Here is a 26,561-nt window from a genome sequence, read left to right as displayed (position 1 = left end):
CCACGATCTTCCTCACGGACGAGACGATCAGCCCCGTCCGGCTGGCCCGGGAGCTGGCGCCGCGTTGTCGCATCACCCGAGTACGCCCAGTACGCGGGTGATGCTCCGCCTTGCGATGCACCGCACCAGACGCCGCAGGGCCCGTGCTGACCCATCGGACACCCCCTAGAGCATAGAGCCTGGACAACGTTGTCAAGACCGGGGGAGACTGACGTTCCTCGTCATCCCCGTCCCACACCCCTCGACACCCCTCGACACCCATCGACCAGGAGAGCACACCCCCCATGCACGACGGACTGCCCGGCCTCGTCGCCGCCCTCGACATCGGTGGCACCAAGATCGCCGGAGCGCTGGTGGACGGCCGGGGCCGGCTGCTCCTGCGGGCGCAACGGCCGACCCCCGCGCACGAGGACGGCGCCACGGTGATGGGCGCCGTGGCCGAAGTGCTCGGCGAGCTGCGCCGCTCGGCCGACTGGTCCCGGGTGCGGGCCGCGGGGATCGGCAGCGCCGGGCCCGTGGACGCCTCCACGGGGACCGTCAGCCCGGTCAACGTGCCCGGCTGGCGCGGGTTTCCGCTGGTCGCCGAGGTGGCACGGTGTATCGGCGGACTGCCCGTGGTGCTCGTCGGCGACGGGGTCGCGATGACCGCGGCCGAGCACTGGCAGGGTGCGGCCCGCGGCCGGGCCAACGCCCTGTGCATGGTGGTCTCCACCGGCGTGGGCGGTGGACTCGTCCTCGGCGGCCGGCTGCACCCCGGACCCACGGGCAACGCGGGCCATATCGGGCACATCAGCGTGGACTTGGACGGCGACCCCTGCGCCTGCGGCGGCCGCGGCTGCGTCGAACGGATCGCCAGCGGGCCGCACATCGCGCGCCGTGCGCTGGAGTCCGGCTGGCGGCCGGGGCCGGACGGCGACGCGAGCGCCGCCGGTGTCGCCGCGGCCGCCCGCGCCGGCGACCCCCTCGCCCTCGCCTCCTTCGCGCGGGCGGCCCGGGCGCTCGCCGCGGGCATCGCGGCCACGGCGACGCTCGTCGAGATCGACGTGGCCGTGATAGGCGGCGGCGTGGCCGGTGCCGGGGACGTTCTCCTCGTCCCGTTGCGGGAGCGGCTGCGCGAGTACGCCGCGCTCTCGTTCACGGCGGGCATCGAGGTCGTGCCTGCTCGGCTGGGCGGCGATGCGGGCTTGGTGGGGGCCGCGGCCGCCGCTGCGGAGGCGCTGGGGCTGTGGGCAACTGCCGCGCCCTGAGCGCATGGTGTTGACCGTGCACCATGCCGCTCGTACACCTTTCCGTGGCAAGGTGTACCGGGCAGTACACAGGGGGCTACGGAAAAGGGGGAACCGTGATCGTCTGGCTGAACGGAGCGTTCGGAGCGGGGAAGACCAGCACGGCGTGCCGGCTGACCGAACTCATCCCCGGCAGCACCCTCTACGACCCCGAGGTGACCGGCGGGGCGCTGCGTCACCTGCTGCCGGCGCAGCGCATGGCGGAGGTGACCGACTTCCAGGACCTGCCGGTCTGGCGCCGGATGGTGGTGGACACGGCGGCGGCGCTGCTCGCGGAGCTGGGCGGAGTGCTCGTCGTCCCCATGACATTGCTGCGGCAGGAGTACCGGGACGAGATCTTCGGGGGGCTGGCCTCGCGGCGGATCCGGGTACGGCATGTACTGCTGACACCCGAGGAAACGATACTGCGTTCGCGCATAGAGGGACGGGTGGAGTTCGCGCACGACCCCGTGCGGAGCGAGGCGGTCCGGCAGTGGGCGCGGGAGCATCTCACCCCGTATCACGAGGCGTTGGGGTCCTGGCTGAAGGACGACGCCTTCGCCGTCGACAACAGCCGGCTGACGCCGTACGAGACAGCCGAGCGCGTCGCGCAGGCGGTGCGCAGCGGGGCCGCCGGACCGTGCGAGATCGTGCAGACGCCGGAGCCCACGGCCGAGACACTGGCCGCGGGGGTGCTCCTGTTCGACGAGGACGACCGGGTGCTGCTGGTGGACCCCACGTACAAGCCGGGCTGGGAGTTTCCCGGCGGCGTCGTGGAGCCGGGGGAACCGCCCGCGCGGGCCGGGATGCGGGAGGTGGCGGAGGAGATCGGGATCGAACTCGCCGCCGTGCCCCGCCTGTTGGTCGTCGACTGGGAGCCGCCGAAGCCGCCGGGGTACGGGGGCCTGCGCTTCCTCTTCGACGGCGGACGGCTCACCGGGGCCGATGCGCGGCGGCTGTTGCTGCCGGGGTCGGAGCTGCGGGGGTGGCGGTTCGTGACGGAGGACGAGGCGACGTCCATGTTGCCGCCGGTGCGGCTGAGCCGCTTGCGGTGGGCTCTGCGGGCGCGGGAGCGGGGGCGGGCGCTCAATCTCGAGGCGGGGGTTCCGGTGGGGTGAGGGCGAAGGAGGGCGGTAAGTCGGATCGTCCGAGTTCTTTCGCTTCTCTTGTAGGGGTTCCGGGCGGAGTGCTGGACTGAATCCCGGCCTCGTCGAGGGATGCTGCCCCATGTTCCCGTTCAGTGAGCAGACCGCAGTCCATATCGCGTCGTCCGAAGGCGGCAACTGCCAAGCGCTGCTCGGCAGATACAAATCCCTGTCGGCGCGGGGGAGAGTGGGGGGACGGCGTCATACGCGTCTGCTGATCCTGGTGCTTCCGCTGAAGGGGGCCTTTCCGTTCGTCCTCGGTGAAACCCCTCACCAGGAAACGGCTCACCAGGTCCGGCCGGGGCAGGTGCTGCGCATCCTGCCGGAAACGTCCTATAGCTCAGGCACGTCCGCCCTGCCCCGCGGCGAGTTGGCATGGATGATGCTGGGGCCGGTGCCGCACCCCGGGCGGGGCTCCCTGCCCCGGGCCGTCGAGGCGCTGGCGGATTCCCGGGGGCCGGTGGTCTGGCGCGTCCCGGCGCAGGTCCAGGCGGGCTGGGAGGCGGCGTTCGGCCTGGCGAAGGACGCCCGCGACTGGATCGGCGAGAGCCTTCTGGCGCACGCTCTGGCGGAGTGCGTGTTTCTCCTCGTCCGCAGTTTCCATGCCGCCGACAGGACCGTCCCCGTGGCGTACAGCCGCAGAGTGGGCAGGGCGCTGGACTGGCTCGACGCCCACCTCGGCGAAAGCTGTACGGTCGCCGAACTGGCGCGGGCGGCCGGGCTGTCGGAACGCCAATTCCACGGCGTCTTCCGCTCGGAGACGGGCACGACGCCCCGGGATTTCGTGCTGCGCCGCAAGATCGAGCATGCACGGGCGCTGCTCGAAAGCGACCCCGCATGCGATATCACGGCCGTGGCGCACACACTCGGCTTCTCCTCGTCGCAGTACTTCGCGACGGTGTTCCGCCGCTACCAAGGGATTTCGCCCTCGCAGCTGCGCCACGGGACGTGCACGAGATGACGAGATAATCCGGCGCCGGAAATTGAACGCCACTGGTGTCGGCCGGGCCGTAGCGTCTCCACCGCATCGCAAGTCGGCCATGTCAGGGGATTTCCCCAAGTGCCGTGACTTGCCCGGGCGTCAAGCGTCTCAGCCATTGCTGCGCTTGCGCCGAGTGAAGGGAGACCACCGTGCATCCGTTCCGCAAAACCATGGCAGCCGTGTTCAGCGCACTCGTGCTCGCCGTCCTCGGTCTGCTGCCCGCGGGAGTCACTCCGGCCTCCGCGGCCGGCGCCGCCCATCACGCCCCGAACGACCCGCCCAGCCCTGCACCGCACTCCTCGCACCTCGTTCCCGGTGTCACCGGAAGTGCTGCGGCGAAGCTGCTGACCCCTGCGCAGCGCGACGACTACATGAAGCAGCACTACGCCCACCTCAAGCAGAGCACCTCGGCCTCGCCGGCTCCGGTCCACCAGTTCTGGGCGATCTATCCCTCGGGGGCCGACACCCCCACCGCCACCGACGCCCACCACTCGGTCACCCCGAGCCTCCGCACGTCCAACAGCGGTGACGTCGTCTACGCGCCGACGCTGTACCCGGCCGGTAACGCATGCATCGAGAACACCACCGCCTACGAGAACAACCAGGCCGTGATCTGGGCCTGGGACTGGTGCAACAGCTACACCGTCGGCAAGTACACGGCGATGGACGCGAACTTCCAGGCCACGTACACCAAAAACGGCTCCTACGAGGTGCAGATCAGCAAGACCAATACGTCCACCAACCAATGGACCATGTGGCTCTTCAACTACTCGACGAACCAGTGGGACCGTTACTTCGACTCCGCCGGCTACGACAAGAACAACGGTACACAGTCCCCCAACGTCGGCGGCTGGGACGCCTTCGAGGTCTACTCGGCCAACAACCCCTCCACCAATCAGCCTTACATCTGCGCCGACACCGCCAACGACTCCTTCAGCGCCACCCAGATCTGGCAACTGGTGAACGGCAGCTGGAAGGCACCGGACAACTCCGACTCCACAGCCGACGCCAATGGCGCCATCTTCGGCTGCACCCACCTGAACGCCAAGGTCACCACCGCCAACTCGGCCTGGACGGTCAGCAACCCGTGACCGTCCCGAGTGCGCCCGGTACGGACCGGAACCGGATCCGTACCGGGCCCTTGCCCTGCCCGTCGTACGGCCTTGACCTAGACCGAGGTCGAGCTCCTAGCGTTGAGGTCATGGGAACACCTCAGCACAAGATCGGATCCGGGTTCGGTGCGCGCAGCACGGCCGACGACGTCCTGCACGGGACCGACCTCTCCGGCAAACTCGCCCTCGTCACCGGCGGTTACTCGGGCCTGGGCCTGGAGACCACCCGCGCACTCGCCCGCGCCGGAGCCCGCGTCGTCGTACCCGCCCGGCGCCGTGCGACCGCCGAGGAGGCGGTCGCCGGCATCGACGGCACCGAGGTCGACGAGCTCGACCTCGCCGACCTGGACAGCGTCCGCACCTTCGCGCAGCGCTTCCTCGACTCGGGCCGCGGCCTCGACATCGTCATCGGCAATGCCGGCATCATGGCCTGCCCGGAGACCCGGGTCGGTCCCGGCTGGGAGGCGCAGTTCGCCGTCAACCACCTGGGCCACTACGCACTCGTCAACCGACTCCGGCCCGCGATGGTGCCCGGCGCACGGGTCGTCGCGGTGTCCTCCGCGGGGCACCAGCTCTCCGGCATGCGCTGGGACGACGTGCAGTTCGGCAAGGGCTACGACAGGTGGCTCGCCTACGGGCAGTCGAAGACGGCCAACGCCCTGTTCGCGGCGCACCTCGACGCGCTCGGCCGCGACGCCGGTGTGCGGGCGTTCTCGCTGCATCCCGGCGCCATCATCACCCCTCTCCAACGCCATCTCGACCGGCAGGACATGGTCGCCAAGGGGTGGATCGACGAGGAGGGGAACGTCGTGCACCCCGACTTCAAGACGCCGGAGCAGGGGGCCGCGACGACCGTGTGGGCGGCGACCTCCCCGTTGCTGGACGGCCTGGGCGGCGCCTACTGCGAGGACTGCGACATCGCGGAACCCACGACGAGCGACGAGGGCTGGTCCGGTGTGCGCGACCACGCGATCGACCCGGACCAGGCGGTGCGCCTGTGGACGCTGTCGGCCGAACTCACCGGTCTGGACGCCTTCACGGCCTGACCGGGGCTCATGCCGCGGCGCCCCCGCAGGGACGCGGGGCCGCATCATGCAGCTGCCCCGCGCCTCCTGCGGGGCGCCCGCAGGAGGACGAGGCTCACGAGGGCACCGACGGAGACCAGCGTCATGGCGTCTGCGAACAGCGCGACGTCATGTCGTGCACACGGCTCCGCGCGGTGGGCGAGGCGGCATGCGAAAGCGCCCGGTGCGGACCGGAATGCGGTCCGCGCCGGGCGCTCGAAGGTTCCGATCAGGCCTTGCTGCGTGCGTAGTTCACCAGGAACAACGCCTCCGTCAGCGACAGCCGCTCCAGCTCCTCCGGCGAGACGCTCTCGTTCACCGCGTGGATCTGGGCCTCCGGCTCGCTCAGGCCGATGAGGAGGATCTCCGTCTCCGGGTAGAGCGAGGCCAGCGTGTTGCACAGGGGGATCGAACCGCCCATGCCGGCGGTCTGCATCTCCTCGCCGGGGTACGCCACCTGCATCGCCTCGGCCATCGAGGCGTACGCGGGGCTCTGCGTGTCGGCCTGGAAGGGCTGGCCCTGGCCGACCCGCTCCACCGAGACGCGGGCGTCCCACGGAGCAGCCGACTCCAGGTGGGCGGTGAGCAGCTTCGTCGCCTCGGCCGCGTCCATGCCCGGGGGCACGCGCAGGCTGATCAGGGCGCGGGCGCCCGCGTGGACGGACGGGGTGGCGCCGACGACCGGCGGGCAGTCGATGCCGAGCACCGTGACCGCGGGACGGGCCCACAGCCGGTCGGCCACCGTGCCGGAGCCGATCAGGGAGACGCCGTCCAGGACCTTCGCGTCCTTGCGGAAGTCCTCCTCCGGGTACTGCAGACCCTCCCAGACGCCGTCCGCCTCAAGGCCGTCGACGGTCGTCGAACCGTCCTGCGCGCGCAGCGAGTCGAGGATGCGGATCAGGGCGGCCAGCGCATCCGGGGCGGCACCGCCGAACATGCCGGAGTGCAGGTTGCCCTCCAGCGTGTCCACCTGGACCCGCACCAGCGTCATGCCGCGCAGCGTCGCCGTCACGGTCGGCAGGCCGAGCCGGAAGTTGCCGGCGTCGCCGATGACGATGGTGTCGGCGGTCAGCAGCTCGGGGTGCGCCTCGGCGTACCGCTCCAGGCCGCCGGTGCCCTGCTCCTCGGAGCCCTCGACGATCATCTTGACGGTGACCGGGATGCCGCCGTGCTCCTTGAGCGCCCGCAGCGCGGTCAGGTGCATGATGAAGCCGCCCTTGCAGTCCGCGGCGCCGCGCCCGTACCAGCGGCCGTCGCGCTCGGTCAGCTCGAACGGCGGGGAGATCCAGGCGGCCTCGTCCAGCGGCGGCTGCACGTCGTAGTGCGCGTAGAGCAGCACCGTGGGGGCGTCGGCCGGGCCGGGCAGGATGCCGTAGACGGACTGGGTGCCGTCGGGGGTGTCCAGCAGGGCGACGTCCTCGAAGCCCTCGGTGCGCAGGGCGCCGGCCACCCAGGCCGCGGCCGCCTCGCACTCGCTCTTCGGGAACTGCGCCTCGTCCGCGACCGACTTGAAGGCGACCAGCTCGGCCAGCTCGGCCTTGGCGCGCGGCTGCAGCGAGGCGACGGTCGTCGCGAGTGCGGCCGGGTCCGGCTGGTGGGTCGGGGACGTGTCCATGGGAACGCTCCTTGTGGGCGCGATGTCGTGTGTCCGTGGGTTACGGGCGATCGTGACTGTGGTCCCGATCCTCGCACGACCGCCCCGGAGGTTCCCGCGGCGGGTGTCCGGGCCGGTGGGCCGCCGGTGGGCCGTAGGATGCGGACCGTAGTCGTAGCCGGTGGTCGATGGGGAGCAGAACGCGGTGAGCAGCGACAGCACAGCCCGGGAAGAGGGCCGGGACATGCCCGGTACGCCCGGTACGGAGCCGGTGTGGGACGTCGTGGTGGTGGGCGGTGGGCCCGCCGGGGCCTCGGCCGCGCACGCCGCGGCCGCCGCGGGCCGCCGGGTGCTGCTGCTGGAGAAGTCCGAGCTGCCGCGGTACAAGACCTGCGGCGGCGGCATCATCGGCCCCTCGCGGGACGCCCTGCCGCCCGGCTTCCGGCTGCCGCTGCGGGACCGGATCCACGCCGTCACCTTCTCCCACAACGGCCGGATGGTCCGCACCCGCCGCTCCCGGCGGATGCTCTTCGGGCTCATCAACCGGCCGGAGTTCGACGCCGGCCTGGTGGACGCCGCCCGGGCCGCGGGCGCCGAGGTGCGCACCGGGGTCGGCGTCTCCCGCGTCGAGCAGCACGGCCCGTCCGTGCCCGACCGCCGCACGGTGGCCGTCGTGCTCGGCGACGGCCGCACCCTGCTCGCCCGCGCCGTGGTCGGCGCGGACGGCAGCGCGGGCCGGATAGGGGCGCACGTCGGCGTGAAGCTCGCCCAGGTCGACCTCGGCCTGGAGGCGGAGATCCCGGTGCCGGCCTCCGTCGCCGAGGACTGGGCCGGCCGGGTGCTGCTCGACTGGGGCCCGATTCCCGGCAGTTACGGCTGGGTGTTCCCCAAGGGCGACACCCTCACCGTCGGCGTGATCTCGGCGCGCGGCGAGGGCTCCGCCACCAAGCGCTACCTGGACGACTTCATCGGCCGCCTGGGCCTCGCGGGCTTCGAGCCGAGCATCTCCTCCGGCCATCTGACCCGCTGCCGGTCCGAGGACTCCCCGCTCTCCCGCGGCCGCGTCATCGTGTGCGGCGACGCGGCCGGCCTGCTGGAGCCGTGGACCCGCGAGGGCATCTCCTTCGCCCTGCGCTCCGGGCGCCTGGCGGGGGAGTGGGCCGTGCGCATCGCCGAGGCGCAGGACGCCGTCGACGCGCGCCGGCAGGCGCTCAACTACGCCTTCGCCATCAAGGCCGGGCTGGGCATCGAAATGGGCGTCGGCCGCCGCCTGTTGGCGCTCTTCGAGCGCCGGCCCGGGCTCTTCCATGCTGCGCTGACCGGATTTCCGCCTGCGTGGCGCGCGTTCGCGCAGATCACGCGGGGGACCACGTCGCTGGCCGAGGTCGTGCGGGTGCATCCGCTGGCGCGGCGGGTGTTGTCGAGGATGGACCGGGGCTGAGGGGCCGCACCGCCGCACCGCCCGAGGCGGGGTGCCGGGGCCGGTCGGTGCCGGAGCGTGCGTCGTCCCGCTGACGACGGGCGAGTGGCCGACCCGCCCAGGAGCGTCGGGCGTGGCTCTCGTGGGCGGATCGGCGTGCTGCCACTCGAACGTGTGGTGGGCAATCGTTTGTCGGGTGGGGCCCGTGTGCCTCTTCATAACGTCGGCCCATGGTTACTTCGCACCATGAGGCCTCGCACCGGATCTTCCAGGACCGTCCGAAGCTGCTCGCGCCCGTGTTCAAGATCCTGGGCCTGCCACCTCCCGAGAAGGCGACGGTCGAAGTGCTCACCGCGGATGCGACGGAGATCCGTCCGCTGGAGCGGCGGGTGGACAGCGTGTTGCGCATCGATCCGTCGGAGGGCGAGGGGTTCGTACTCGCCATCGAGGCGCAGGGGCGTCGGGATCCGGACAAGGAAGCGAGCTGGGCGTACTACTTGGCCTATTTGACGGCGAAGTACGAGCGTCCGGCGCTCCTGCTGGTGGTGTGCCACGACAAGGCCACCGCCGACTGGGCGGCCGGGCCGTTCAAGCTCGGCCCGGGCTACTGGGCTGCTCTGTCGGTGCATCCGCTGGTGGTGGGGCCGGGGAACGTCCCGGTGATCACCGACCCGGGGGAGGCCGCCGAGGACCTCACTTGGGCGGCGTTCGCCGCCATGACACATAGCCGTGGCCGGAACGCTGCGGCAATACTGGAGGCGCTGGCGTGTGCGCTGCGCACAGCCGACCCCGTGTCCTTCGCGTACTACTCGGAACTGCTGGAAGTCGGCCTGGCAGACGACCAGGCGAGAGAAATCTGGAGGAAGCTGATGGGTGTGGGCTCTTTCTTCCCCGGGCGTGGCACGCTCGTCGAGGAGAAGTACCTGGAGGGCAAGGCCGACGGAGTCGCAGCGGGGCTCGCCGAGGGCAAGGCCGAGGAGCGTGCGCGGTTGGTGCTGCGCGTGCTGGAGAAGAGGGGGATCCCTGTGCCGGATGCGGTACGGGAACGCCTCGCCGACTGCTCCGACCTGGACGCCCTGGACCGGTGGCTCGACCAGGCGTTCATCGTCTCCACGGCCGAGGAGCTCTTCGCCGAGGGCAGCTGCTGACTTTGCGGGCGTGGTGTCGTCAGGAGGGAAGTCCGGTTGCGGTGAGGCAGCCGTCGAACTCTTCGAGCGTCGCCCCGGGCTCTTCCACACTGCGCTGATCGCATGCCTCCGGCACGGTTGGGCGTTCGGCTGCGGGTTTGTTGGGGCTGGTCGTGCACTTCCCTGCGCGTCTTAGCTGTAGCAGCGGGCTGTCTCGATGGTCAGCCCGCTGCTCTACATCGTGTCACGACGCTCGACGACGGTCCTCGACCATCCAGCCGTTGCCCAGTTCACGGCGCAGAGCGTCCAGCGCGGTGTCTGCCTGCTGCCTGAACAGGGTCCATTGCTCCTCGGTCCACGGCGACGGGTCCGGCGGGTATTCCCAGTCGATGGACGACTGGTACCACTGGCGCAGAGATGCCCGAGGCAGACCTGCGCCTGGCAGACAGGCTGGGAGCATCGCAACTGGGCTGGCCAGATTGCATCATGCACTTTGACTCAAGGGTCACGCGACCGCGCCATGACAACTCGCTACCCTCTGCTGTCGGACGAAAACGTCACACACGTGAAGGCGTCCGACTCGTCACACAAAAAGGGAGCGAATGGTCGTGATCAAGTCAAGGGGTGCGCGTTCTAGACTCGCGAAGGTGTTGGCAGCCAGCGCATTTGCGACTTCCGCGTTATTCACCCTCGCTCCGACAGCCTTTGCAGACACCAGCTCAACCACCAACGGCTGCTACGCCTGGTACGGGAACACCACTGCAAACGGCCACTGCTCCGACCCCTACGTGACCGTGACCGGGGACTATCAGGTTTACGGCGTGTGCGCCTATGAAGGTGATCAACTGTCCGCTTGGAACGGCTTCAAAAAGGGAACTGTCGCGGACGGCTGGGGAACTGTCGAGTGTAGCTGGAATATGCGGAGGGCCTACATACAGTACAGCTGAGCCGCGAATAGTCGAGGCACTTATCTGCACCCCCTCGACAAAACGACTCACCTAGACGCCCAATTCACCCATCTCTAAGGAGAAAGGTAGGTACGTCATGTCAACGCCCAGGAACCTGCGCTCTAGCATTGCGAAGATTGCAGGGGTCAGCACCCTTGCCGCTGCTGCTGCGATCTCCTTCGCCCCCATAGCATCTGCAGACACCAGCGATACCACCAACGGCTGCTATGCCTGGTACGGGAGCACCACTGCAAACGGCCACTGTAGCGACCCGTACGTGACCCAGACCGGAAACTATCGCGTTTACGGTGTCTGCGCCTACGAGAACGACTCGCTATCTGGATGGAATTACTTCGAGAAGGGCGCATACGCTGTCCAATGGGGAGGCGTCGAATGCACCTTCAACATGAGAAAGGCGTACATAGTTTACCACTGATCAGCAGGTAGTTAATTGACCCGTGTGCCAGCACTCCGGAATGTACTGGCACACGGCTCACCAGCAAGAGGATGCTCGCATGGACCCGATAATTGAATGCTCAGGACTCACTCAAGGATACGGAAGCAAAGAGGTCTTCTCCGAGCTTGAAATCAGTTTCGAGCCGGGCGTCTACGGACTTCTCGGCCCGAACGGGGCGGGGAAAACAACTCTATTGCGCACCTTGGCAACCATTACGCCTCCTCGTGCTGGAACTCTGAAAATTCTAGGACAATCAGTATCCTCGGAGAAATCGGCGCGGTCTGTGCGCCGCAACATCGGTTTCCTTCCTCAAGATTTCGGCTATTTCCCTTCCTTTTCGCTGTACGACTTTGTTAGGTATATCGCCTGGCTGCGGGAGGTACCCAGTCGGCGTGCGCACGTCGACACTGTCAAGACTATTCAACAGGTAGGCCTGGCCGACAAAATGAGCGCGCAAATGAAGTCGCTCTCGGGTGGCATGGTGCGGCGTGCCGGTATTGCCTCCGCACTAGTTGGCTCGCCACGACTGGTATTGCTCGACGAGCCGACAGTCGGCCTCGACCCTGCGCAACGCCTTGAGTTCCGCGAGCTCATTCGCTCTTTGACTGACGCGACGGTAATTTTGAGCACGCATCTCGTTGAAGATGTTGCCGCCGTTTGCAACGAAGTCGTAGTCATGTCAACCGGAGAGCTGTTCTTCCGCGGAACACCCGCGCAACTTACTGCTCAGGCATCACAAAATAACGCCGGGGATACGCCGCTGGAACGCGGGTACATGTCAGTTCTGGAGAGTCGAGGGGCGACCGTTCGGTGAGATACTACTGGATGGAATTGCGCCGGTCGCCCATGCGTTGGTGGCTCCTGATACTCGTCGCGCTTGATCTGGCCACACTCTTTGGACGCAGCACTTGGTGGATCGGCGAGTGGCCACAGACTAGTGCCCAGGTTCAGATTCCCGCCTTTTATTTTGCTCCAGTTCTTGCAGCAGGGGCTGCATGGTCATCTGGACGCGCGGCACGAAATAACTTCCAGCCACAGCTGGCCGCGGCCGCTCGCCCCCAGTGGCAGGTGGAAATGTGCCAACTACTGGCCACGCTTTCCTACGGACTTGCGGCCTACTTGGTAGGGATTATCGCCGCCGTCTCGGTCAGCTACTCAAGTGCGGGCCCTGGTTTCATCTGGCCAGACTATGTGCTCTTGGGTATAGCGTTGCTTACCCTCTTTGCGGGAGCGGGCCACCTGGTGGGGAGGCTGTCAAAGTCACAATTTCTTGGCCCTACCCTAATGGGCCTAAGCGGCCTCATCGTCATCGCATGGATCGGAGCGCCGCACAATCTCGGCCTTTTTGTGATATCCGGTGACCCGTATAAGTCGATATCGATGCCAGCGCTAATCATGCGCTGCCTGCTGGCGGCAGCCGTGGCGGTAACAGCCTGCCTCTTGAGGAGGCCTCTTTATGCTCCCGGCAAACACAGGTCAATTGGCGGTTTCGGTGTACCGAGAGTCGCTTCCCTTGGTGTCGTGGTCTGCGCGTGCCTAGCTAGTCTGACCATCGCCGGCCCTATTCAAATCACCCGTGGGCCCTCCAGGGAGCCTCTGTGTACGTCCGGCACCCCCACGGTGTGCCTTTGGCCTGAAGACCGCAAATACCTGCCAGACGCCCAAAAGATGGCTAATCGGATGCGCGACCTCCCGAAGGGATTTTTTAAGGTTCCATCGGAGTTCCACGAACGCGGGTTGAGGAAGGGTGCACAGCCAGCCTCCGAGTTCTACATAATGGAAGGCTCCATGTGGGACCCGGCAGCAACCATGGCAGGTAGCATTGTGAGTGCTTCCTGGCCCAGCGGAAACGGCTGCACTTTGCCAGATGGCCCCAGGCTGACGCGGGAGTTTCGAAATGCCACCTCAGAGCTCAACGTATGGCTAACGATGCGAATCTTCGGCGGTGGAGTGCCGAGCGGAATACATGGAGGGCCGCCAGTCAACCTCCAAACAATAGCCCGGGTCACGCAGCAGCCCGGAGAAGAACAAAGCAAGTGGACCTCTAGTCGAATCGACATCATTCATCATGCCTTCTGCGGCTAGCGCCGAGCCAGCGCCTTTCTTGTCAAACCCATTGATTTGTTACGCGCGCTCGCACCACGTAATCGGCCTTACCGTAGGCTTGGCGCTACTTACGGCATGTGATATATCATTCGGCTCGAAGATGATCGACTTGCCGTTCGGGCGGGGCGGCCAAGCAAGTGGCGTACCCATGCGACGAGAGTTGCCTATAGCATTTGCTGCACTCGCTGCCGGAAGCTTGCATAGCCACATGCACCAGCTTGAGGAAGCAGCCTCTTCCGTATTGAGAACTTACGAGAAAGCCCATCTCGTAGTTCTCTATCTGGCAACGATCCTCCTTGTTGGCGTGCCCGAATTGATAATCAATGGCCTTGGTATGGCTGTAGTACTGAGCAGGGCGCTCATTATTTGGCTGGGTCTCGCCCTTCTGTCCGGACGGCTTTTTGGCCGCAAGTTGTCTTGGATTCTCCCGGTGGCCACAGTCTTCCCATTGACTTACCTCAATCAGGATGACCTGGGGCGCCCGCGCTGGTGGGACTGGACAGGGCAGACACCGTCTAGTTCCGCCTGCTGGGCAATTGCCGCAATTGGTACGCTACTTGGGGTCATGGCCTTCTATTTGACTCCATGGCGCACAAGAGCGGTGCGGCATCAATAACCGGTCACCCGCAGGATGAGTCAATCGACCTTTGCGCAGCGGCGCGATGCGGAGGAGTCTGCCCATGGCGGGCTCCTCCGGGGCCCGAGCTCTTCAAACATGGCGTCAAGTACCTGCACAATGGGCACATCGCCCCAATGCGCCCCCGGAGGCCGTATGCCCACTCCCACCCCGTGCCCCGGAACCCACAACCACGCCTGGCGGGCAGCCGAAGCCGAACGGCCGGCAACAGGCATCGATCAAGATCTGAAACCCGTGTGGGGACAGCCGGTCCATTGCCCGCGCTGCGCCGACCGTGCCCGATCCCAACTCGCCGACCTGCCCGAGCTCCTGGCCGCGATCTGGCTCGAAGCCCTCCACGGCACCCGAGCCAAGACCACCGGCACCGTTGGCCGGAGCAGCACACCCTCCTGGCCCGGCCAGGCCGCCCGGCTGATCACCGATCACATCATCGGCGGCCTCCTCGATCTTGAGGACGACGTCAGGGATCTCCGAGGTCTGCGCCCCCGCGTGGACCGTGGCCAGGAAGGGGCCAACGTCGACTGCGCGATCACCTTCCTTACCGCACACCTGTCGTGGGCGCTGGAATGCCACCCGATGGCCGGCGAACCGCACGACCGGCTCTCGGCGAACCCCGCCGCGCAGATCCACCACTGGCACGCGGCGGCCCAGCGGTTCACCCGTCGAGACATCCGCATGGACAGGTACGGAATGTCGTGCCCCCGATGCGAACTGCTCTCCCTCTACCGCGCCGACGGTGACGACTACATCGAGTGCCGGAACCTCGAATGCGGACAGCTCCTCACCCCAGACGAATACGAGCAGCACTGCCGGGCGCTCGTAAAAGAGCACGTGCATCAAACAGCAGCTTGAGGCAGCAGATGCGTTACGCGTAACGTGATCGCCAGGCACCCGTGTGCCTCGATCGCCCGCCCCGGAGCCCCCTCCGGGGCTTTCGCATTCCGAGGCGCCGGAGGTGGCTACCCGTGCTCGACTTCGACGATGACCTCCAGAGCACCTTGTGGAGCACAGCCGCGGCCGCCCAGGCCGCCGGCGTCACGCCCGCGGTAATCCGCATCTGGGCGCACCGCGGTCACCTCCACCGCGCGAACTCCCCGCGCTGCCGCAGCCCGCGCTACCGGGCTATCGACGTCGTCAAGGCCGAGGCAGCCACCCGCGAACGCGCCCGCCGCACCTACCCGGCAGCCTGATCTCTCACCGCACCACCGCTCGCCCTGGCATAGAAGGAGACTCGTGACCATCGCTCCGCAGCCGATGCCCGCGCCGTCGCCGATGGCCGGCCCAGTGTGCGGTCTGTGCGGAGAGCGCGCGGTCGTGCACTGGCAACGCCGTCTTACCGAGATCGAGTTCGCCGCCCATCTCATGCGGGAGCAAGAGCGTCACGACCTTGTCGTCCAAGCCGACGAGTGCACCACCGTCGTCTTCGCCTGTGCAGCCCACGCCATCGCGCTGGACGCCGCTGCGCGTATCCACCAAGCCGCCTGCAGCGCCCCGTCCGCCCGTGACTTGCCCGGGTGCGACTGCACGCCGGAACCGACACCCCCGCCGGACCCGGAGCCGACGACCGCCGACGTTACTGCCGTACTGCCGCCCGGCTGGTCTTGATCAAGGAGGAGTCATGGGCAGACAAGGGACCGATGAGCCCCGAATAGACGAGGGCCTCGCCGGTGCCCGGTACCTGCGCACGGCCCTCGTACCTCTTGATCAGCTGATGCCGTACCCCGGCAACGCCAAGCGCGGCGACATCGACGCCATACGCGCTTCGCTCCGCAAAAACGGCCAGTACAGATCCCTCGTCGTCAGGGCAATCCCCGACGGACCGCTGATCGTCCTGGCCGGCAACCACACCATGCTCGCGCTCGCCGCCGAAGGCCGGGAAGGTGCCCGGTGCGAGGTCATAGGACATTCTGCTCCAGTTCCGCCGACTGCCGCACTACTGCTGGCCGTTCACCTCCGGCAGCCCGGTCCACGCCACCCGCACAGCCATCCGGGGTCGACGGTCAGGCCTCAGCGGTGCACATCGCGGTGGGTGCTGAGGGCGTTGTTCATGACCGTAAGGACGCGGATCACGGCGTGCATGTCGTCGGGGTCGACGATCGGCAGGATCGCGGCGCGATCCCGGTGGAATGCCGTGTCGCCGCGTCGCACCAGATCGGTGCCGGCCGGTGTGAGGAAGACGGCGTTCTCGCGGCGGCTGTGCGGGGACGGCTGGACCGTTACCGGCCCGGCGGAGACCGCGTTGTCGATCTGGCGGCTGACGGTGCCCTTGGTCCTGATGGTCCTCGACCACCCGTACACTCTCGCCTCGGCCGACAACGTTCCGCACAGCCGCAGCTTCACAGCCGCCGTCACCGCCGCCGCCATCCGGGGCGCCACCACGGCCGGGCACGAAGTGGACCTGATCGACCTGGCCGCCGACGGGTTCTCGCCCACGATGACCAGGCAGGACCTCGCCGCCTGGCGACAGGGCGCCGTGGCCGACCCGCAGGTGCGCGACTACCAACACCGCCTACTGGCCGCCGACCACCTGGTGTTCGCCTTCCCCGTGTGGTGGGAAGCGATGCCGGCGGCCACCAAGGGCTTCCTCGACCGCGTGCTCACCAAGAACGTGGTGTTCGCCGAACTGCCCGAGGCCAAAGGCAGCCCGTTCCGCAACCTGATGCCGCGGCTGCAGGGAGTCACCGTCCTGTCCGTCATGGCCACCCCGGACAGGGCCTACCGCTGGTGGTACCGCGACCCGCTGACCAAAATCCTCTTCAAGGGCACCTTCGGCAAGATCGGCATCAAGAACCTGCGGTGGATCAACTTCGATGGCGTCGCCGACAAGACCCCGGACCAGCGCCGGCAGTTGCTCCGCGACACCGAGAGGCGATTCTCCGCCCTCCCCCTCGCCCCGACCCGCTCCGCCGCAAGCCTCGAATCGCATGGTCGGTAGACCGCGCCGGACGGTCACTGGCAGTCGGCCTTGAGGTTCGCCTGCGTTCGGCAGGGGCCGGTACGGTCTGTGCTGTGCCCGGCGCGCGTTGGTTGGTCACCAGTGGTTGCGCGTGGCGGGAGGCCGTGCACGACTAGGGGAGCTGGTACCGGCATGCCGTTCGACGCTGCTTGCACACCGGAGGAAGGGTTCACCTCGGCGCGAGCAGCACGCGTGATGGCTGCAGCGTGCCGGTCGGTAGGGCTGGATGCCGAAGGGGCGAAGCTGATCCGCTTGGGCGAGAACGCCCTGTACCGGTTGGCGGCGGTGCCGGTGGTCGTGCGTATCGCCCGTTCTTCGGAGTACATGCCTGCGGTACGCAACGAGGTTGCAGTGTCGCGTTGGCTGGAGGCTGAGGGCTTCCTTGCCGCGCGCGTCGTGGGCGACCTGGAGCAGCCGCAATCGGTGGAGGGGCACCCGGTGACGTTCTGGCATCTGATCCGCGAGGGGGACAGGAAGGCAACCTATGCGGAACTCGGCAGAGTTCTCAAGGACTTGCATTCGCTGTCGCTGCCTGTCGGCTTGGAGATGCAGCCCTACAACATCTTCGGCCGGACCCCGCTGCGCATCGCTCGTGCACAGGGAATAGCTGCTGATGACCGCGAGTTCTTGCAGCACCGCTTCGGGGAACTGCGAGCAAAGGTGGCTGAGCTGCGTTTCGACTCGCCCAAGGGCCCGCTGCACGGGGATGCGCACGTACAGAACCTGATGATTGACGATCGCGGGCAGGTCAGGCTCATCGACTTCGAAAGGTTCAGCTTCGATCACCCGGAGTGGGATCTCATGGTGACCTCGGTCGAGCATCACAGCATTGGCTGGCAGACGGCAGAGCAATATGCGGACTTCGTGTCGGCGTACGGGCGTGATCTCCGGGATTGGCCGGGCTTCTCCACACTGCGCGCTGTGCAGGAGTTCCACATGACAACGTGGCTCATGCAGAACGTCACCGAAGGCCGGCACGTGGCGGAGGAGTATGCGCGCCGCATTGCCTCACTGCGGGACGACGAGGCTCCCCGTGACTGGCGTCCTTGCTAGGCGTCACTCCTCGTCGAGACGGGCGAGAGCCTGGCGCACCTGCTCGTTGAAGTCGGCGACGGCCGGATGGGCGGCGTGGGTGCTGACCTCGGCCTGGAAGTCGGAGACGTAGCGCTGGAAGCGGGAGGACTGGAGCGAGTTCCCTGCCTCCACAGCCAAGCCGGCCGTAGTCACTGCAGCCTCGACTTCACCGTTGAGCAGTTGGCTCTGCGCAAGCACCATGCGGCAGAACCCAAGGGTGCGCGCGTATTTGGGATCGGTCTCGTTCACGGCCTTCAGTGCATACCGCACGGCTTCAGCTCGTTGTTTCAGGTCACGGAAGCAGTGGCAGAACTCCCCCATGAGCTCGGCCGAGTTGAAGTAGGACAACCAATCCGGATCCTCCGCGGTGTCTGCCTGCTCGAAGTAGCGCTCCGCTTCGCTCATGGCCTTGCCTGCCGCCCGCGCGTCGGCGGAGTTGGACAAGGCCCGGGCCTCCATGGCGGCAAACATGGACATGGCGCGAGGCGTGGCACACCCCTTTGCGCCCTCCAGCGCGGCACGGGCAAGCTGCGTGGCCTGGGTGTGCCGACCCAAGTAGTTCGCCTGGTGGCTGAGATTGGACAGGATACGTGCCCCGAACATCCTGTCGTCGGTTACCTGGGAAAGCCTGAGGGTGGACAGCATGTACCGGTGGGCGAGCCGGTGGTTTCCCGAGTCGTAGGCGGTCCACGCCAACAGTTGCGCGACTTCCGATGCGGCACCGAACAAGGCCGTACCGACCTTCTTGCTGAAGCTCGCGTCGAGCAGAGGAAGAACCTCGTGCCGGAAGTAATGACGTAGGGCCTTGTGCCCGTGGCCGCCGCCGAACTGAAAGTCCAGCTCCATGAACATCTTGCCCGCAGTGCGGATGGCTCGGACGTCGCGCATGCCCACGCGCTGACTCACCGGCCGGTCGGCCTGAATGCCGTCGGGGCGGGAAACCATCCAGGACAGGACGGCGGCGCTCAGGTCGCCGTCGGCAACGATCAAGCGCCCGCTGTCCGGCCCCACCACCCGTTCCGCGCTCAGGTCGTGGAGCGCAGCCAAAGTATCGCCAGTCGTGGCGGGATACGTCACAGGAAGAGGTGTGGACAGCTCCACCTTGCCGAAGAACCCAAGATCGGCCGGGGTGATTCTGCGCAGCAGCTTGACGCTCAAGGCTGCAGCCATGACGACCGCGGTCTTCGGCTGGATGCCGCCTCCGTGCCGCCACCGCTGAACCGCTACGTGCGTGGTCCCAAGATGTTCGCCGCGCTGGGCCGCGACGTCCCGCATGCGCTTGGCCAAGCCCTTGTTCGAGACGTTGGCCTCTGCCATGAGAGAGATCAAATGGGTGTTTGGCTCTCGGCTCATGCTCCCTTGCCATCCCTGGATGACGGCTGAGGTTCATGGTGGCACAGCAGGGTCACCCAGGGGGGTTCATTCGTGAACCCCCCTTCCATCAGGGGAGTTCGCGTGAACCCCCTTGTGAACGCTCCCGCTTATCCCCAGTGCGCCGTTGACTGTTCGGCACCGACGGAACGGTCGTTCCGACCGGCAGATGGGAGGAACGGGCGTGGCGTCTTCAAAGATCAAGTGGTCGACAGCAGATCCGTCGGTGCTTGCTCCCCGCGATCCGACGCGCACGGTCCGCTTCCGGGCATTCACGTTGTTCGCCGAGTCGCCCGACACCGTGCGGGCTGCGCGCGACATGGCCCGATCGGCCCTCCAGGACTGGGGTGTTGAAGCGCTGCTGGACGATGTTCGCTTGGTCGTGTCCGAGCTCGTCGGAAACGTGGTTCACCACGCGGTCCCCGACCAGCGTCTGGCTGGACCGGGAGCGCCCCGACGCATCGACGTGACCCTCCGAATGTGGCCCAAGTGGTTGTTCGTCGGTGTTGCCGACGAGGACTCCAGCGGGCCCACTTTCCCCATGGGTGAGGGGTTCCCGCCCTGCCTGGCGGACGGCCTTCCGGAAGCCGTTCTGCCCGACTCCGGCCGTGGGATTCTGATCATCAACCGCCTTGCGGACGCAGTGTGGTGGGTCCCGGGAGAAGACGGCGGCAAGACGGTCTACTGCCGCTTCGATCTCAGCACTCAGAGGTAGAGAGCCGGGCCGCTGCTGTCCTCGACCTCCTTGCGATCTGGAGGCTGGAGCGGCCCATTGCCGGAGCAGGAGTGACTTCCCTGCCCCGGCCGGCGTGGCCTCTCGCAGCTTTCGGGAGCTCCCCTCCCGGGCGGGAGGCCGCGCCCCCAACAGGTGTGGCACGGGTCCTATTCGAGGGCCTCAGGCAGAAAGAAACGGCAATGACACGAGTGTGGTCGCAACGAGTGAAGCCCGGGGACGTGATCGTCGTAGAGGGCGAGGACAGAGAAGTGAAGGACGTCCGCCAGGACTGGCGCTCGGGGACCATGGCGGTTGTGCTGACATTCGAGGCCGGCCCTCCCTTGCGGCTGGGTCCCGCGGATTCGGCCTGGCTGAGCGATCGCGTGCGACGCCCGCAACACCGACCCTGAAGGCCCTCGACCGCGGGGCCCTTGCGGCCGGCATCGGGGCATCCTCTATTCTCGTACACAGTACGGAAATGAGGAGGGGAACCATGGCACCACGCACACACAACCCTGGGACGAGGCCCGCCTGGGTACCGCCTTCCGGGAAGCCGCCGCTGTCCTCGCGGCTGATGAGGGCGACGTGGCGCCGCCTCCCGGCCGGGCGGTACGGCGTCGGGTGGGAGCCGGGGCTGGTGGTGCCGGCCGCCGACGGGAGTCCGTTGGTCACCGACCACTACTTCCCGCGCGCGGACGGCGACTTCCCCACGCTCCTGGTGCGCTCGCCGTACGGCAGGGGAGTGCCGTGGTCCCCCATGTACGGCCTGCTCTTCGCCGAACAGGGCTTTCATGTGGTCCTGCAGAGCTGCCGCGGCACCGGTGGGTCAAGAGGTGAGTTCGTCCCGTGGCGCAACGAGGCCGCCGACGGGCAGGCCACGGTGTCCTGGCTGCGGGAGCAGCCCTGGTTCAACGGGACCCTGGGGACGGTCGGCCCCAGTTATCTGGGATACGTGCAGTGGGCCCTTGCGCTGGATCCGCCACCGGAGCTGAAGGCGATGGTGGTGCAGCTGGGGTTGCACGACCCCCACGCCTTCTTTCACGCGGGCGGTGTGTTTCACCTTGAGAACGCCCTCACTGTCGGTACAGGCATGACGTATCAGCACCGAGGGATCGCACAGTTGCTCAAAGCGAGCCTGCGTGTGCACAGGCGGCTGCGCGACATCACCACCGCGCAGCCGCTGCGCGGCGCGCACGTGTCCGCGCTCGGCGAAGTGCCCTGGCTGGACGAGGTGATGACGCACCCGGACGCCAAGGATGCCTACTGGCACGGCATATCGGTGGTCGGGGCGGCGGATCAGCACAAGGTCCCCACGAGTCTGATCGGCGGGTGGCACGACGTCCTGCTCGACCAGACCCTCGAACAGTACGGCCGGTTGCGCCGGGCCGGATGTGAGACCGCCCTGCTCGTCGGCCCCTGGACCCACCACTCCGCACTGCAGCAGGGGTGGCCCGAGGTGTTCGCCGAGAGCCTCGCCTGGCTGCGCGCGCACCTGTGCGGCGATCCCTCCGGCCTGCGCTCGACCGGGGTACGCGTACACATCGGCGGCGAGGACGCCTGGCGGGACCTCGACGCCTGGCCGCCGACTCCGGCCGTCACCTCGTGGTTCCCCACCCCCGACGGGCACCTCACCCGGCAGGCCCCCACCGGCTCCGTACCCTTGCGGACCTTCCGCTACGACCCCGCCGACCCCACCCCGTCCCTCGGCGGCCCGCTGCTCTCCCGCCATGCCGGTCCCCGGGACAACAGCACCCTCGAAGTCCGGGACGACGTCCTCACGTTCACCGGCCCCCCGCTGACCGAACCCGTGGACGTGCTCGGCCCGGTCTCCGCACGGCTGAGCATCTCCACGGACACCGGTCATGCCGACGTCTTCACCCGCCTGTGCGACGTCGACGCGCAAGGCCGCTCCGTCAATGTCTGTGACGGAGCGGGCCGGTTGACGACGGCCGGCCAGGAACCGTCGCACGTCACTGTGCCGATGAGCTCCACCGCCCACCGCTTTGCCGCCGGTCACCGCATCCGCTGGCAGATCAGCGCAGGCGCCCATCCGCGCTACGCCCGCAACCCCGGCACCGGAGAGTCACCGGTCGACGCCACCGCCTTCGTACCGGTGCGCATCACCCTCCACGCGGACTCCGAACTCAGGCTCGGAAACTGATGCTCAGAACAGGGCTTCGGGACCCTCCGCCGTCGCCCCGACGGTCCGTACGTCCGCCGTCGTCCGCGCATCCGGCGCCGCCGCGGTGAGCTCCCAGCCGGCCAACTGCCGGGCGTCGAGCAGCAGGAACCGCCCGTCCACGGCGTCCAGATACACGTCCGGCCCGGCCACGGCGGCCACCCGGCCCGCCACCGTGCGGCCGGGGGCGAGTTCCACGGTGCCGGGGTCCGGGCGCAGCCGGTCCAGGTGGAATGCGGCGTCGTGGTGCACCGGTGCGAAGTCCCGTATCGCCAGGGACTCCGGGAGGCCGGGCAAGTGGCATGCGCGGTCGTGCAGTTCCGCCAGTTCGGCCGTGCGCCGTTCCTGCGGCGGCAGGGGATGGCGGGCGGCGCGCTTGGCCGCGTACGGGAAGCGGTCCGGCACGGCGAGTGCCGCGCCCAGGACCGACTCGGCGCGGCGGGCGGCCATCAGCGGGCCGCGGCCGAGCAACGCGTGGGAGAGCGCGGCCTGTTCGAGGAGCCGGGCGCCCTCGCGCTCGGCCGCCGTGATGCCGACCTTGATCAGGCCCGGGGCGAACCAGGCGAGGTAGACGTCGTACGGGCGGGGGTCGTCGGCGGCCGTGTCGGCCGCGACGGAGTGCGAGCGGTCCAGGCGGGCGCACTCGGGGCACTGTGCGGAGACGGCGCCCGGCGGGACGAGGGCCTCCGTCGGGCACGGGGTGTGACGGCCGGCGCGGCGCACGCCGATGCAGTGGCGTGCGGGGCCGGTGGTGAAGGCGAGGTGCCGTTCCGGCGGGAGAGGGGAGAGACGGTCGCCGTGGACGGGGTGGTGCCAGGTGAGGGCGGGACCTTCGGCCGGGGACCAGCGGAGGCCGGTGCAGCGCCAGTCGGTGTGCATGGGGTGCATTCTCCCGGTCCTGTTCACCCGTCCTGTTCACCGGTCCCGTTCACTGGACGACCCGCCGTGCCCCGTACGCAAGCACCGCCGCCGTCGCGGCCAGCGCCGCGACCGTCGTCAACGCCACCGGCAGGGTGTACGCCTCCGCCAGGAAGCCGATCGCCGGCGGGCCCAGCAGCATGCCGCCGTAGCCGAACGTCGAGGCCGCGGCCACGCCGCCCGGGCCCGCCAGCTCCCCGGCGCGGCCCACCGCGACCGGGAAGGCGTTGGCCAGGCCCAGGCCCGTCAACACGAATCCGGCCAGTACGGCCCACACCGTCGGGGCCAGCGCGCCCACCAGCATTCCCGCTGCCGCCGTCGCCCCGCCCGCGACCAGCACGCGCGTCTGGCCGAGCCGCGCGAGCAGCGTGCTGCCCGCGACCCGGCCCACGGTCATGGCCAGTGCGAAGACGGAGTAGCCCACGGCCGCCACGCCCGCCGGGGCGGCGAGGTCCTGCGTCAGGTGCAGGGCGCTCCAGTCCGCGAGGGCGCCCTCCCCGTACGCCGTGCACAGGGCGATCACCCCGAAGAGGGCGACCAGCCGCCCGGCAGGGCGGGAGCTCCGGGCGGTGGCCGCCGCGGGCCGCTCCCGCTCCGGCACCGGGTGCGCGAGCAGCCCGCGGCCCGCCGCGGCGCTGACGGCCAGGCCGAGCGCGGTCAACAGCAGCAGGTGCGCCGTCACCGGCACCTGCCCGGCGACCAGGCCGCCGAGCCCCGCCCCGAGCATCCCGCCGACGCTGAACGCGGCGTGGAAGCTCGGCATCACGGGCCTGCGCAGCGCCGTGACGAGGTCGACGGCCGCGCTGTTCATGGCGACGTTGAGTCCGCCGTAGGCGGCGCCGAAGACCAGCAGCACCAGGCCGAGGGCGAGCGCCGAACCGGCCAGCGGCGGCAGGGCGATGCCCAGCGACATCAGGACCGCCGAGGCGACCGTCACCGGGTGGCTGCCGAAGCGCCGGCACAGCCGGCCTGTGATCATCATGGTGGCCACCGCGCCCGCCGACACGCCCAGCAGGGCCAGTCCGAGGGTTCCGGCGGAGGCCCCGGTGCGTTCCTTGATCGCAGGGATGCGGACCACCCAGCCGGCGAAGAGGAAGCCGTCGAGGGCGAAGAAGAGGGTCAGTCGGGCGCGGAGGATACGGAGTGCCGGTGCGTCCGGGGTCCGGTGCGTCCCCGGGAAAACGGCCGTCCGTATTTTGTTCAGCGTCGGCACAAAGTCAGAATAGAGGCGTGACCCAGACTCGGACAACACGTTTGGAGCGGGGCCGCGGCGCCCTCGGCCCCGCCCTGGAGCTCGTGCACACCGGCCGCGCCCCCACGCGCGCCGTCCTCACCGCCGAACTCGGCGTGACCCGGGCGACCGCCGGGGCCGTGGCCGCCGAGCTGGAGGCGCTCGGCCTGATCCAGGTCGACGCCCGCCCGGCGGCGGCCGCGGGCTCCCAGGGCCGCCCGTCGCACCGCCTGTCCGTCGCGCCGAACGGCCCCGTCGTCCTCGCCGCGCAGATCCACGCGGACGGCTTCCGCGCCTCGCTCGTCGGGCTCGGCGGCCGGACGATCGCCACGGCACCGGGCTGCATGACGGTGCCCGCCGACCCCTCGCACATCATCGACGCCGTCGTGGCCGCGGGCGCCGGGCTGCTGCGCGAGACCGGGCGCCGCTGCCTGGGCGCAGGGCTCGCCGTGCCCTCGGCCGTCGCCGAGCCGGACGGCACCGCCCTCAATCCGCTGCACCTCTCCTGGCCCGTGGGCGCGCCCGTGCGCGAGCTGTTCACCGAGGCCCTCGCCAAGTCCGGGATCACCGGGCCCGGCGGCGTCCCGCTTGCCGGGGTCGCGGGCAACGACATCAACCTCGCCGCCCTCGCCGAGTACCGGCACGGCGCGGGCCGGGGCGCCCGGCACCTGCTGTGCGTGGCCACGGGGCACCGCGGCGTGGGCGGGGCGCTCGTGCTCGACGGCCGCCTGCACAGCGGCAGTTCGGGCCTCGCCCTGGAGGTGGGCCACCTCACCGTCAGCCCCGCGGGCCTGCCCTGCCACTGCGGCAGCCGCGGCTGCCTCGACGTCGAGGCCGACCCGCTGGCCTTCGTCACCGCGGCGGGCCGGGAGCCGGGCCCCGCGGTGTCGCTGCTGCAGCAGTCCCGGGACCTGATCCACACCGAGTACGCGGACCCGGCCGTGCGGGCCGCGGTCGAGCTGCTTGTCGACCGGCTCGGGCTCGGGCTCGCGGGCCTGGTCAACATCCTCAACCCGGACCGGGTGCTGCTGGGCGGTCTGCACCGCGAGCTGCTGGAGGCCGACCCCGAGCGGCTGCGGGCCGTCGTCGCCGACCGCAGCCTGTGGGGGCGGAGCGGGAGCGTGCCGATTCTCGCGTGCACGCTCGACCACGGCAGTCTGATCGGGGCGGCCGAGGCGGCGTGGCAGCCGGTGCTGGACGATCCGTTGGCGGTGCTGGGGTAACCCACGGGGGGCCGAGCCGCGCCCCTTACGGGGCGCCTCAGTTCAGCGCCGCGGCCGTCTCCAGCGGTGGGGTGGCATTCACCGGGCAGGGGGCGGCCGTCGGTACCGGCAACGTGAACCAGACGACCTTGCCGCCGTCCTGGCGTTCCCGTACGCCCCAGCTCTCGCTCACCGCCGCCACCAGGGCCAGACCGCGTCCGTGCGTGGTCAGTCCGTCCGTGTCCGGGACCTTGATGCACGGCAGCCGCGGATCGTGGTCGCGCACCGAGACCGTGAGCCGCTCCGGCACCAGGTCGATCTCGACCGTGCAGCGCTTGTCCGGCTGCGCATGCAGGTGCACGTTGGTCAGCAACTCGGTGACCCCGAGCGCCGCGGAATCGATGAGCGGATCCAGATGCCAGTAGCGAAGCTGCGCAGATACGATTCTGCGGACCTGGCGGATCCGAGGGGGGAGAGCCTGGAGTTCAACGGTGCAGTGCTTGTTCACTCGGCTGATCACGGCTGCGACTCCCTGAAGAAGTAGGGCTAGCCTGATGCAGAAGTGCGCTGTCGATACGGGCTGTCGATGTGCGCAGGACTCTCGGTGATACCGGTACGCAACAAGCGTCGGTGCTCATGGCCGAGTGCGCAACTCGTGCGCCCGTCAGGTGCCCTCGTGCGCCGCCCGCACCGCCGCCAGGAAGCGGTCGACCGCGGCGTCCGCCGCATCGCCGGGATCCGCGTCGCGCCGGCCCAGCGTGAGCACGTACCGGGTGCCGTTGACGGTCGCCCGGGCCCGGTCCCGGGAGGCGAACCACGGCTTGCTCGCGTGGACCGAGACCACGGGTGCGCTGTCGATCTCCCGGCCGTAGCTGGTCAGCAGTTCCAGCCTGCCGTCGTGGATCTTCACCTGGCCGGCCCGGGTGAGTGACCTGCGGGCGCACTCGATCCCCACTCCCGTCGCAGTGAACTCCGGTTCTGCCACGGCGCACCGCCTCTCCGGCCGGAAGGTCCTCCGTGCGCAGTCTGCCCGTGCGGAGGCCCGGGCACCAGTACCCC

General features: G+C 68.9%; 27 protein-coding genes. 19 read left to right on the top strand and 8 right to left on the bottom strand.

What is annotated here, in order from left to right:
* Positions 1-284 precede the first annotated feature (284 nt).
* The 5 genes from ACWD4B_RS22300 (at position 285) to ACWD4B_RS22280 (ending at position 5,550) form a co-directional block, all read left to right on the top strand.
* Positions 285-1,247: an ROK family protein gene (locus tag ACWD4B_RS22300; protein ID WP_390775927.1), complete on the top strand. Its 963-nt coding sequence runs from the start codon at positions 285-287 to the stop codon at positions 1,245-1,247.
* Between the two features lie 95 nt (positions 1,248-1,342).
* Positions 1,343-2,383 (top strand): NUDIX domain-containing protein, encoded by a 1,041-nt coding sequence (locus tag ACWD4B_RS22295; RefSeq protein WP_451422369.1) that lies wholly within the window; start codon positions 1,343-1,345, stop codon positions 2,381-2,383.
* Between the two features lie 109 nt (positions 2,384-2,492).
* A complete protein-coding gene (locus ACWD4B_RS22290; RefSeq protein ID WP_451422368.1) occupies positions 2,493-3,371 on the top strand; it encodes a helix-turn-helix domain-containing protein in 879 nt (292 codons plus the stop codon).
* Between the two features lie 200 nt (positions 3,372-3,571).
* Entirely contained in the window at positions 3,572-4,483 is a 912-nt protein-coding gene (locus tag ACWD4B_RS22285) for a hypothetical protein (protein ID WP_451422367.1), read from the top strand.
* A gap of 110 nt (positions 4,484-4,593) precedes the next feature.
* On the top strand, positions 4,594-5,550 hold the full coding sequence (locus tag ACWD4B_RS22280; protein ID WP_451422366.1) for an SDR family NAD(P)-dependent oxidoreductase: 957 nt from the start codon (positions 4,594-4,596) through the stop codon (positions 5,548-5,550).
* A 247-nt stretch (positions 5,551-5,797) separates the two neighbouring features.
* Here ACWD4B_RS22280 and ACWD4B_RS22275 read toward each other — a convergent pair whose 3' ends face one another.
* Positions 5,798-7,183: a M20/M25/M40 family metallo-hydrolase gene (locus ACWD4B_RS22275; protein WP_451422365.1), complete on the bottom strand. Its 1,386-nt coding sequence runs from the start codon at positions 7,181-7,183 to the stop codon at positions 5,798-5,800.
* 223 nt (positions 7,184-7,406) lie between these two features.
* On the opposite strand from ACWD4B_RS22275, the gene ACWD4B_RS22270 reads away from it, so the two are divergent.
* From ACWD4B_RS22270 to ACWD4B_RS22230, 9 genes are all read left to right on the top strand, one after another.
* Complete coding sequence (locus ACWD4B_RS22270; RefSeq protein WP_451422373.1) at positions 7,407-8,603, top strand: geranylgeranyl reductase family protein; 1,197 nt, start codon at positions 7,407-7,409, stop codon at positions 8,601-8,603.
* Positions 8,604-8,812: 209 nt separating this feature from the next.
* Complete coding sequence (locus ACWD4B_RS22265) at positions 8,813-9,730, top strand: hypothetical protein (protein ID WP_451422364.1); 918 nt, start codon at positions 8,813-8,815, stop codon at positions 9,728-9,730.
* A gap of 581 nt (positions 9,731-10,311) precedes the next feature.
* Positions 10,312-10,656 (top strand): hypothetical protein, encoded by a 345-nt coding sequence (locus ACWD4B_RS22260; protein ID WP_451422363.1) that lies wholly within the window; start codon positions 10,312-10,314, stop codon positions 10,654-10,656.
* 97 nt (positions 10,657-10,753) lie between these two features.
* A complete protein-coding gene (locus ACWD4B_RS22255; RefSeq protein WP_451422362.1) occupies positions 10,754-11,092 on the top strand; it encodes a hypothetical protein in 339 nt (112 codons plus the stop codon).
* Positions 11,093-11,171: 79 nt separating this feature from the next.
* The gene (locus ACWD4B_RS22250) at positions 11,172-11,927 is read left to right on the top strand and encodes an ATP-binding cassette domain-containing protein (protein WP_451422361.1); all 756 of its coding nucleotides are present in this window, start codon (positions 11,172-11,174) and stop codon (positions 11,925-11,927) included.
* An 11-nt stretch (positions 11,928-11,938) separates the two neighbouring features.
* Complete coding sequence (locus ACWD4B_RS22245; RefSeq protein ID WP_451422372.1) at positions 11,939-13,198, top strand: DUF7224 domain-containing protein; 1,260 nt, start codon at positions 11,939-11,941, stop codon at positions 13,196-13,198.
* Positions 13,199-13,427: 229 nt separating this feature from the next.
* A complete protein-coding gene (locus ACWD4B_RS22240; protein WP_451422360.1) occupies positions 13,428-13,835 on the top strand; it encodes a hypothetical protein in 408 nt (135 codons plus the stop codon).
* 156 nt (positions 13,836-13,991) lie between these two features.
* Positions 13,992-14,708 (top strand): hypothetical protein, encoded by a 717-nt coding sequence (locus ACWD4B_RS22235; protein WP_451422359.1) that lies wholly within the window; start codon positions 13,992-13,994, stop codon positions 14,706-14,708.
* 113 nt (positions 14,709-14,821) lie between these two features.
* Entirely contained in the window at positions 14,822-15,046 is a 225-nt protein-coding gene (locus ACWD4B_RS22230; RefSeq protein ID WP_451422358.1) for a MerR family transcriptional regulator, read from the top strand.
* Between the two features lie 383 nt (positions 15,047-15,429).
* Here ACWD4B_RS22230 and ACWD4B_RS22225 read toward each other — a convergent pair whose 3' ends face one another.
* Both ACWD4B_RS22225 and ACWD4B_RS22220 read right to left on the bottom strand, forming a co-directional pair.
* Positions 15,430-15,762 carry a hypothetical protein gene (locus ACWD4B_RS22225; protein WP_451422357.1) on the bottom strand — a complete coding sequence of 111 codons (333 nt, stop codon included), beginning with the start codon at positions 15,760-15,762 and terminating at the stop codon, positions 15,430-15,432.
* A gap of 101 nt (positions 15,763-15,863) precedes the next feature.
* Positions 15,864-16,154, bottom strand: coding sequence for a MarR family winged helix-turn-helix transcriptional regulator (locus ACWD4B_RS22220; RefSeq protein WP_451422356.1), 291 nt, complete (start codon positions 16,152-16,154; stop codon positions 15,864-15,866).
* On the opposite strand from ACWD4B_RS22220, the gene ACWD4B_RS22215 reads away from it, so the two are divergent.
* A complete protein-coding gene (locus tag ACWD4B_RS22215; protein WP_451422355.1) occupies positions 16,132-16,791 on the top strand; it encodes an NAD(P)H-dependent oxidoreductase in 660 nt (219 codons plus the stop codon). The two genes, ACWD4B_RS22220 and ACWD4B_RS22215, sit on opposite strands and share 23 nt — an antisense overlap.
* 153 nt (positions 16,792-16,944) lie before the next feature.
* Positions 16,945-17,865: an aminoglycoside phosphotransferase family protein gene (locus ACWD4B_RS22210; protein ID WP_451422354.1), complete on the top strand. Its 921-nt coding sequence runs from the start codon at positions 16,945-16,947 to the stop codon at positions 17,863-17,865.
* Positions 17,866-17,868: 3 nt separating this feature from the next.
* Here the strand turns inward: ACWD4B_RS22210 and ACWD4B_RS22205 are convergent, their stop codons facing one another.
* On the bottom strand, positions 17,869-19,239 hold the full coding sequence (locus ACWD4B_RS22205) for a sporulation protein (RefSeq protein WP_451422353.1): 1,371 nt from the start codon (positions 19,237-19,239) through the stop codon (positions 17,869-17,871).
* Positions 19,240-19,483: 244 nt separating this feature from the next.
* Between ACWD4B_RS22205 and ACWD4B_RS22200 the strand changes: the two genes are divergently transcribed.
* Positions 19,484-19,972, top strand: coding sequence for an ATP-binding protein (locus ACWD4B_RS22200; protein ID WP_451422371.1), 489 nt, complete (start codon positions 19,484-19,486; stop codon positions 19,970-19,972).
* 493 nt (positions 19,973-20,465) lie between these two features.
* Positions 20,466-22,133, top strand: coding sequence for a CocE/NonD family hydrolase (locus ACWD4B_RS22195; RefSeq protein ID WP_451422352.1), 1,668 nt, complete (start codon positions 20,466-20,468; stop codon positions 22,131-22,133).
* Between the two features lie 3 nt (positions 22,134-22,136).
* Here ACWD4B_RS22195 and ACWD4B_RS22190 read toward each other — a convergent pair whose 3' ends face one another.
* Together ACWD4B_RS22190 and ACWD4B_RS22185 are read right to left on the bottom strand one after the other, a co-directional pair.
* A complete protein-coding gene (locus tag ACWD4B_RS22190; RefSeq protein ID WP_451422351.1) occupies positions 22,137-23,030 on the bottom strand; it encodes a DUF2797 domain-containing protein in 894 nt (297 codons plus the stop codon).
* Between the two features lie 49 nt (positions 23,031-23,079).
* On the bottom strand, positions 23,080-24,282 hold the full coding sequence (locus ACWD4B_RS22185) for an MFS transporter (RefSeq protein WP_451422350.1): 1,203 nt from the start codon (positions 24,280-24,282) through the stop codon (positions 23,080-23,082).
* Positions 24,283-24,299: 17 nt separating this feature from the next.
* On the opposite strand from ACWD4B_RS22185, the gene ACWD4B_RS22180 reads away from it, so the two are divergent.
* Complete coding sequence (locus ACWD4B_RS22180) at positions 24,300-25,523, top strand: ROK family protein (RefSeq protein ID WP_451422349.1); 1,224 nt, start codon at positions 24,300-24,302, stop codon at positions 25,521-25,523.
* A gap of 37 nt (positions 25,524-25,560) precedes the next feature.
* Here ACWD4B_RS22180 and ACWD4B_RS22175 read toward each other — a convergent pair whose 3' ends face one another.
* Together ACWD4B_RS22175 and ACWD4B_RS22170 are read right to left on the bottom strand one after the other, a co-directional pair.
* The gene (locus ACWD4B_RS22175; RefSeq protein WP_336411123.1) at positions 25,561-26,022 is read right to left on the bottom strand and encodes an ATP-binding protein; all 462 of its coding nucleotides are present in this window, start codon (positions 26,020-26,022) and stop codon (positions 25,561-25,563) included.
* A gap of 144 nt (positions 26,023-26,166) precedes the next feature.
* Positions 26,167-26,487, bottom strand: a complete 321-nt coding sequence (locus tag ACWD4B_RS22170) for a hypothetical protein (RefSeq protein ID WP_390775910.1) — start codon at positions 26,485-26,487, stop codon at positions 26,167-26,169.
* Between the last annotated feature and the right edge of the window lie 74 nt (positions 26,488-26,561).

Source organism: Streptomyces sp. NPDC002536, from assembly GCF_053594995.1.
The sequence above is the reverse complement of the archived record's forward strand: the minus strand, read 5'-3'. Positions and strand labels throughout refer to the sequence as shown.

What these genes read in the sequence shown, in the direction of transcription:
- ACWD4B_RS22260 (WP_451422363.1), top strand. Translation starts at nt 10,312, where the DNA reads ATGGTCGTGATCAAGTCAAGGGGTGCGCGTTCTAGACTCGCGAAGGTG.
- ACWD4B_RS22275 (WP_451422365.1), bottom strand. Translation starts at nt 7,183, where the DNA reads ATGGACACGTCCCCGACCCACCAGCCGGACCCGGCCGCACTCGCGACG.
- ACWD4B_RS22245 (WP_451422372.1), top strand. Translation starts at nt 11,939, where the DNA reads ATGGAATTGCGCCGGTCGCCCATGCGTTGGTGGCTCCTGATACTCGTC.
- ACWD4B_RS22290 (WP_451422368.1), top strand. Translation starts at nt 2,493, where the DNA reads ATGTTCCCGTTCAGTGAGCAGACCGCAGTCCATATCGCGTCGTCCGAA.
- ACWD4B_RS22210 (WP_451422354.1), top strand. Translation starts at nt 16,945, where the DNA reads ATGCCGTTCGACGCTGCTTGCACACCGGAGGAAGGGTTCACCTCGGCG.
- ACWD4B_RS22240 (WP_451422360.1), top strand. Translation starts at nt 13,428, where the DNA reads ATGCACCAGCTTGAGGAAGCAGCCTCTTCCGTATTGAGAACTTACGAG.
- ACWD4B_RS22215 (WP_451422355.1), top strand. Translation starts at nt 16,132, where the DNA reads ATGGTCCTCGACCACCCGTACACTCTCGCCTCGGCCGACAACGTTCCG.
- ACWD4B_RS22235 (WP_451422359.1), top strand. Translation starts at nt 13,992, where the DNA reads ATGCCCACTCCCACCCCGTGCCCCGGAACCCACAACCACGCCTGGCGG.
- ACWD4B_RS22195 (WP_451422352.1), top strand. Translation starts at nt 20,466, where the DNA reads ATGGCACCACGCACACACAACCCTGGGACGAGGCCCGCCTGGGTACCG.
- ACWD4B_RS22205 (WP_451422353.1), bottom strand. Translation starts at nt 19,239, where the DNA reads ATGAGCCGAGAGCCAAACACCCATTTGATCTCTCTCATGGCAGAGGCC.
- ACWD4B_RS22190 (WP_451422351.1), bottom strand. Translation starts at nt 23,030, where the DNA reads ATGCACACCGACTGGCGCTGCACCGGCCTCCGCTGGTCCCCGGCCGAA.
- ACWD4B_RS22270 (WP_451422373.1), top strand. Translation starts at nt 7,407, where the DNA reads ATGCCCGGTACGCCCGGTACGGAGCCGGTGTGGGACGTCGTGGTGGTG.
- ACWD4B_RS22280 (WP_451422366.1), top strand. Translation starts at nt 4,594, where the DNA reads ATGGGAACACCTCAGCACAAGATCGGATCCGGGTTCGGTGCGCGCAGC.
- ACWD4B_RS22250 (WP_451422361.1), top strand. Translation starts at nt 11,172, where the DNA reads ATGGACCCGATAATTGAATGCTCAGGACTCACTCAAGGATACGGAAGC.
- ACWD4B_RS22225 (WP_451422357.1), bottom strand. Translation starts at nt 15,762, where the DNA reads ATGTCCTATGACCTCGCACCGGGCACCTTCCCGGCCTTCGGCGGCGAG.
- ACWD4B_RS22300 (WP_390775927.1), top strand. Translation starts at nt 285, where the DNA reads ATGCACGACGGACTGCCCGGCCTCGTCGCCGCCCTCGACATCGGTGGC.
- ACWD4B_RS22265 (WP_451422364.1), top strand. Translation starts at nt 8,813, where the DNA reads ATGGTTACTTCGCACCATGAGGCCTCGCACCGGATCTTCCAGGACCGT.
- ACWD4B_RS22255 (WP_451422362.1), top strand. Translation starts at nt 10,754, where the DNA reads ATGTCAACGCCCAGGAACCTGCGCTCTAGCATTGCGAAGATTGCAGGG.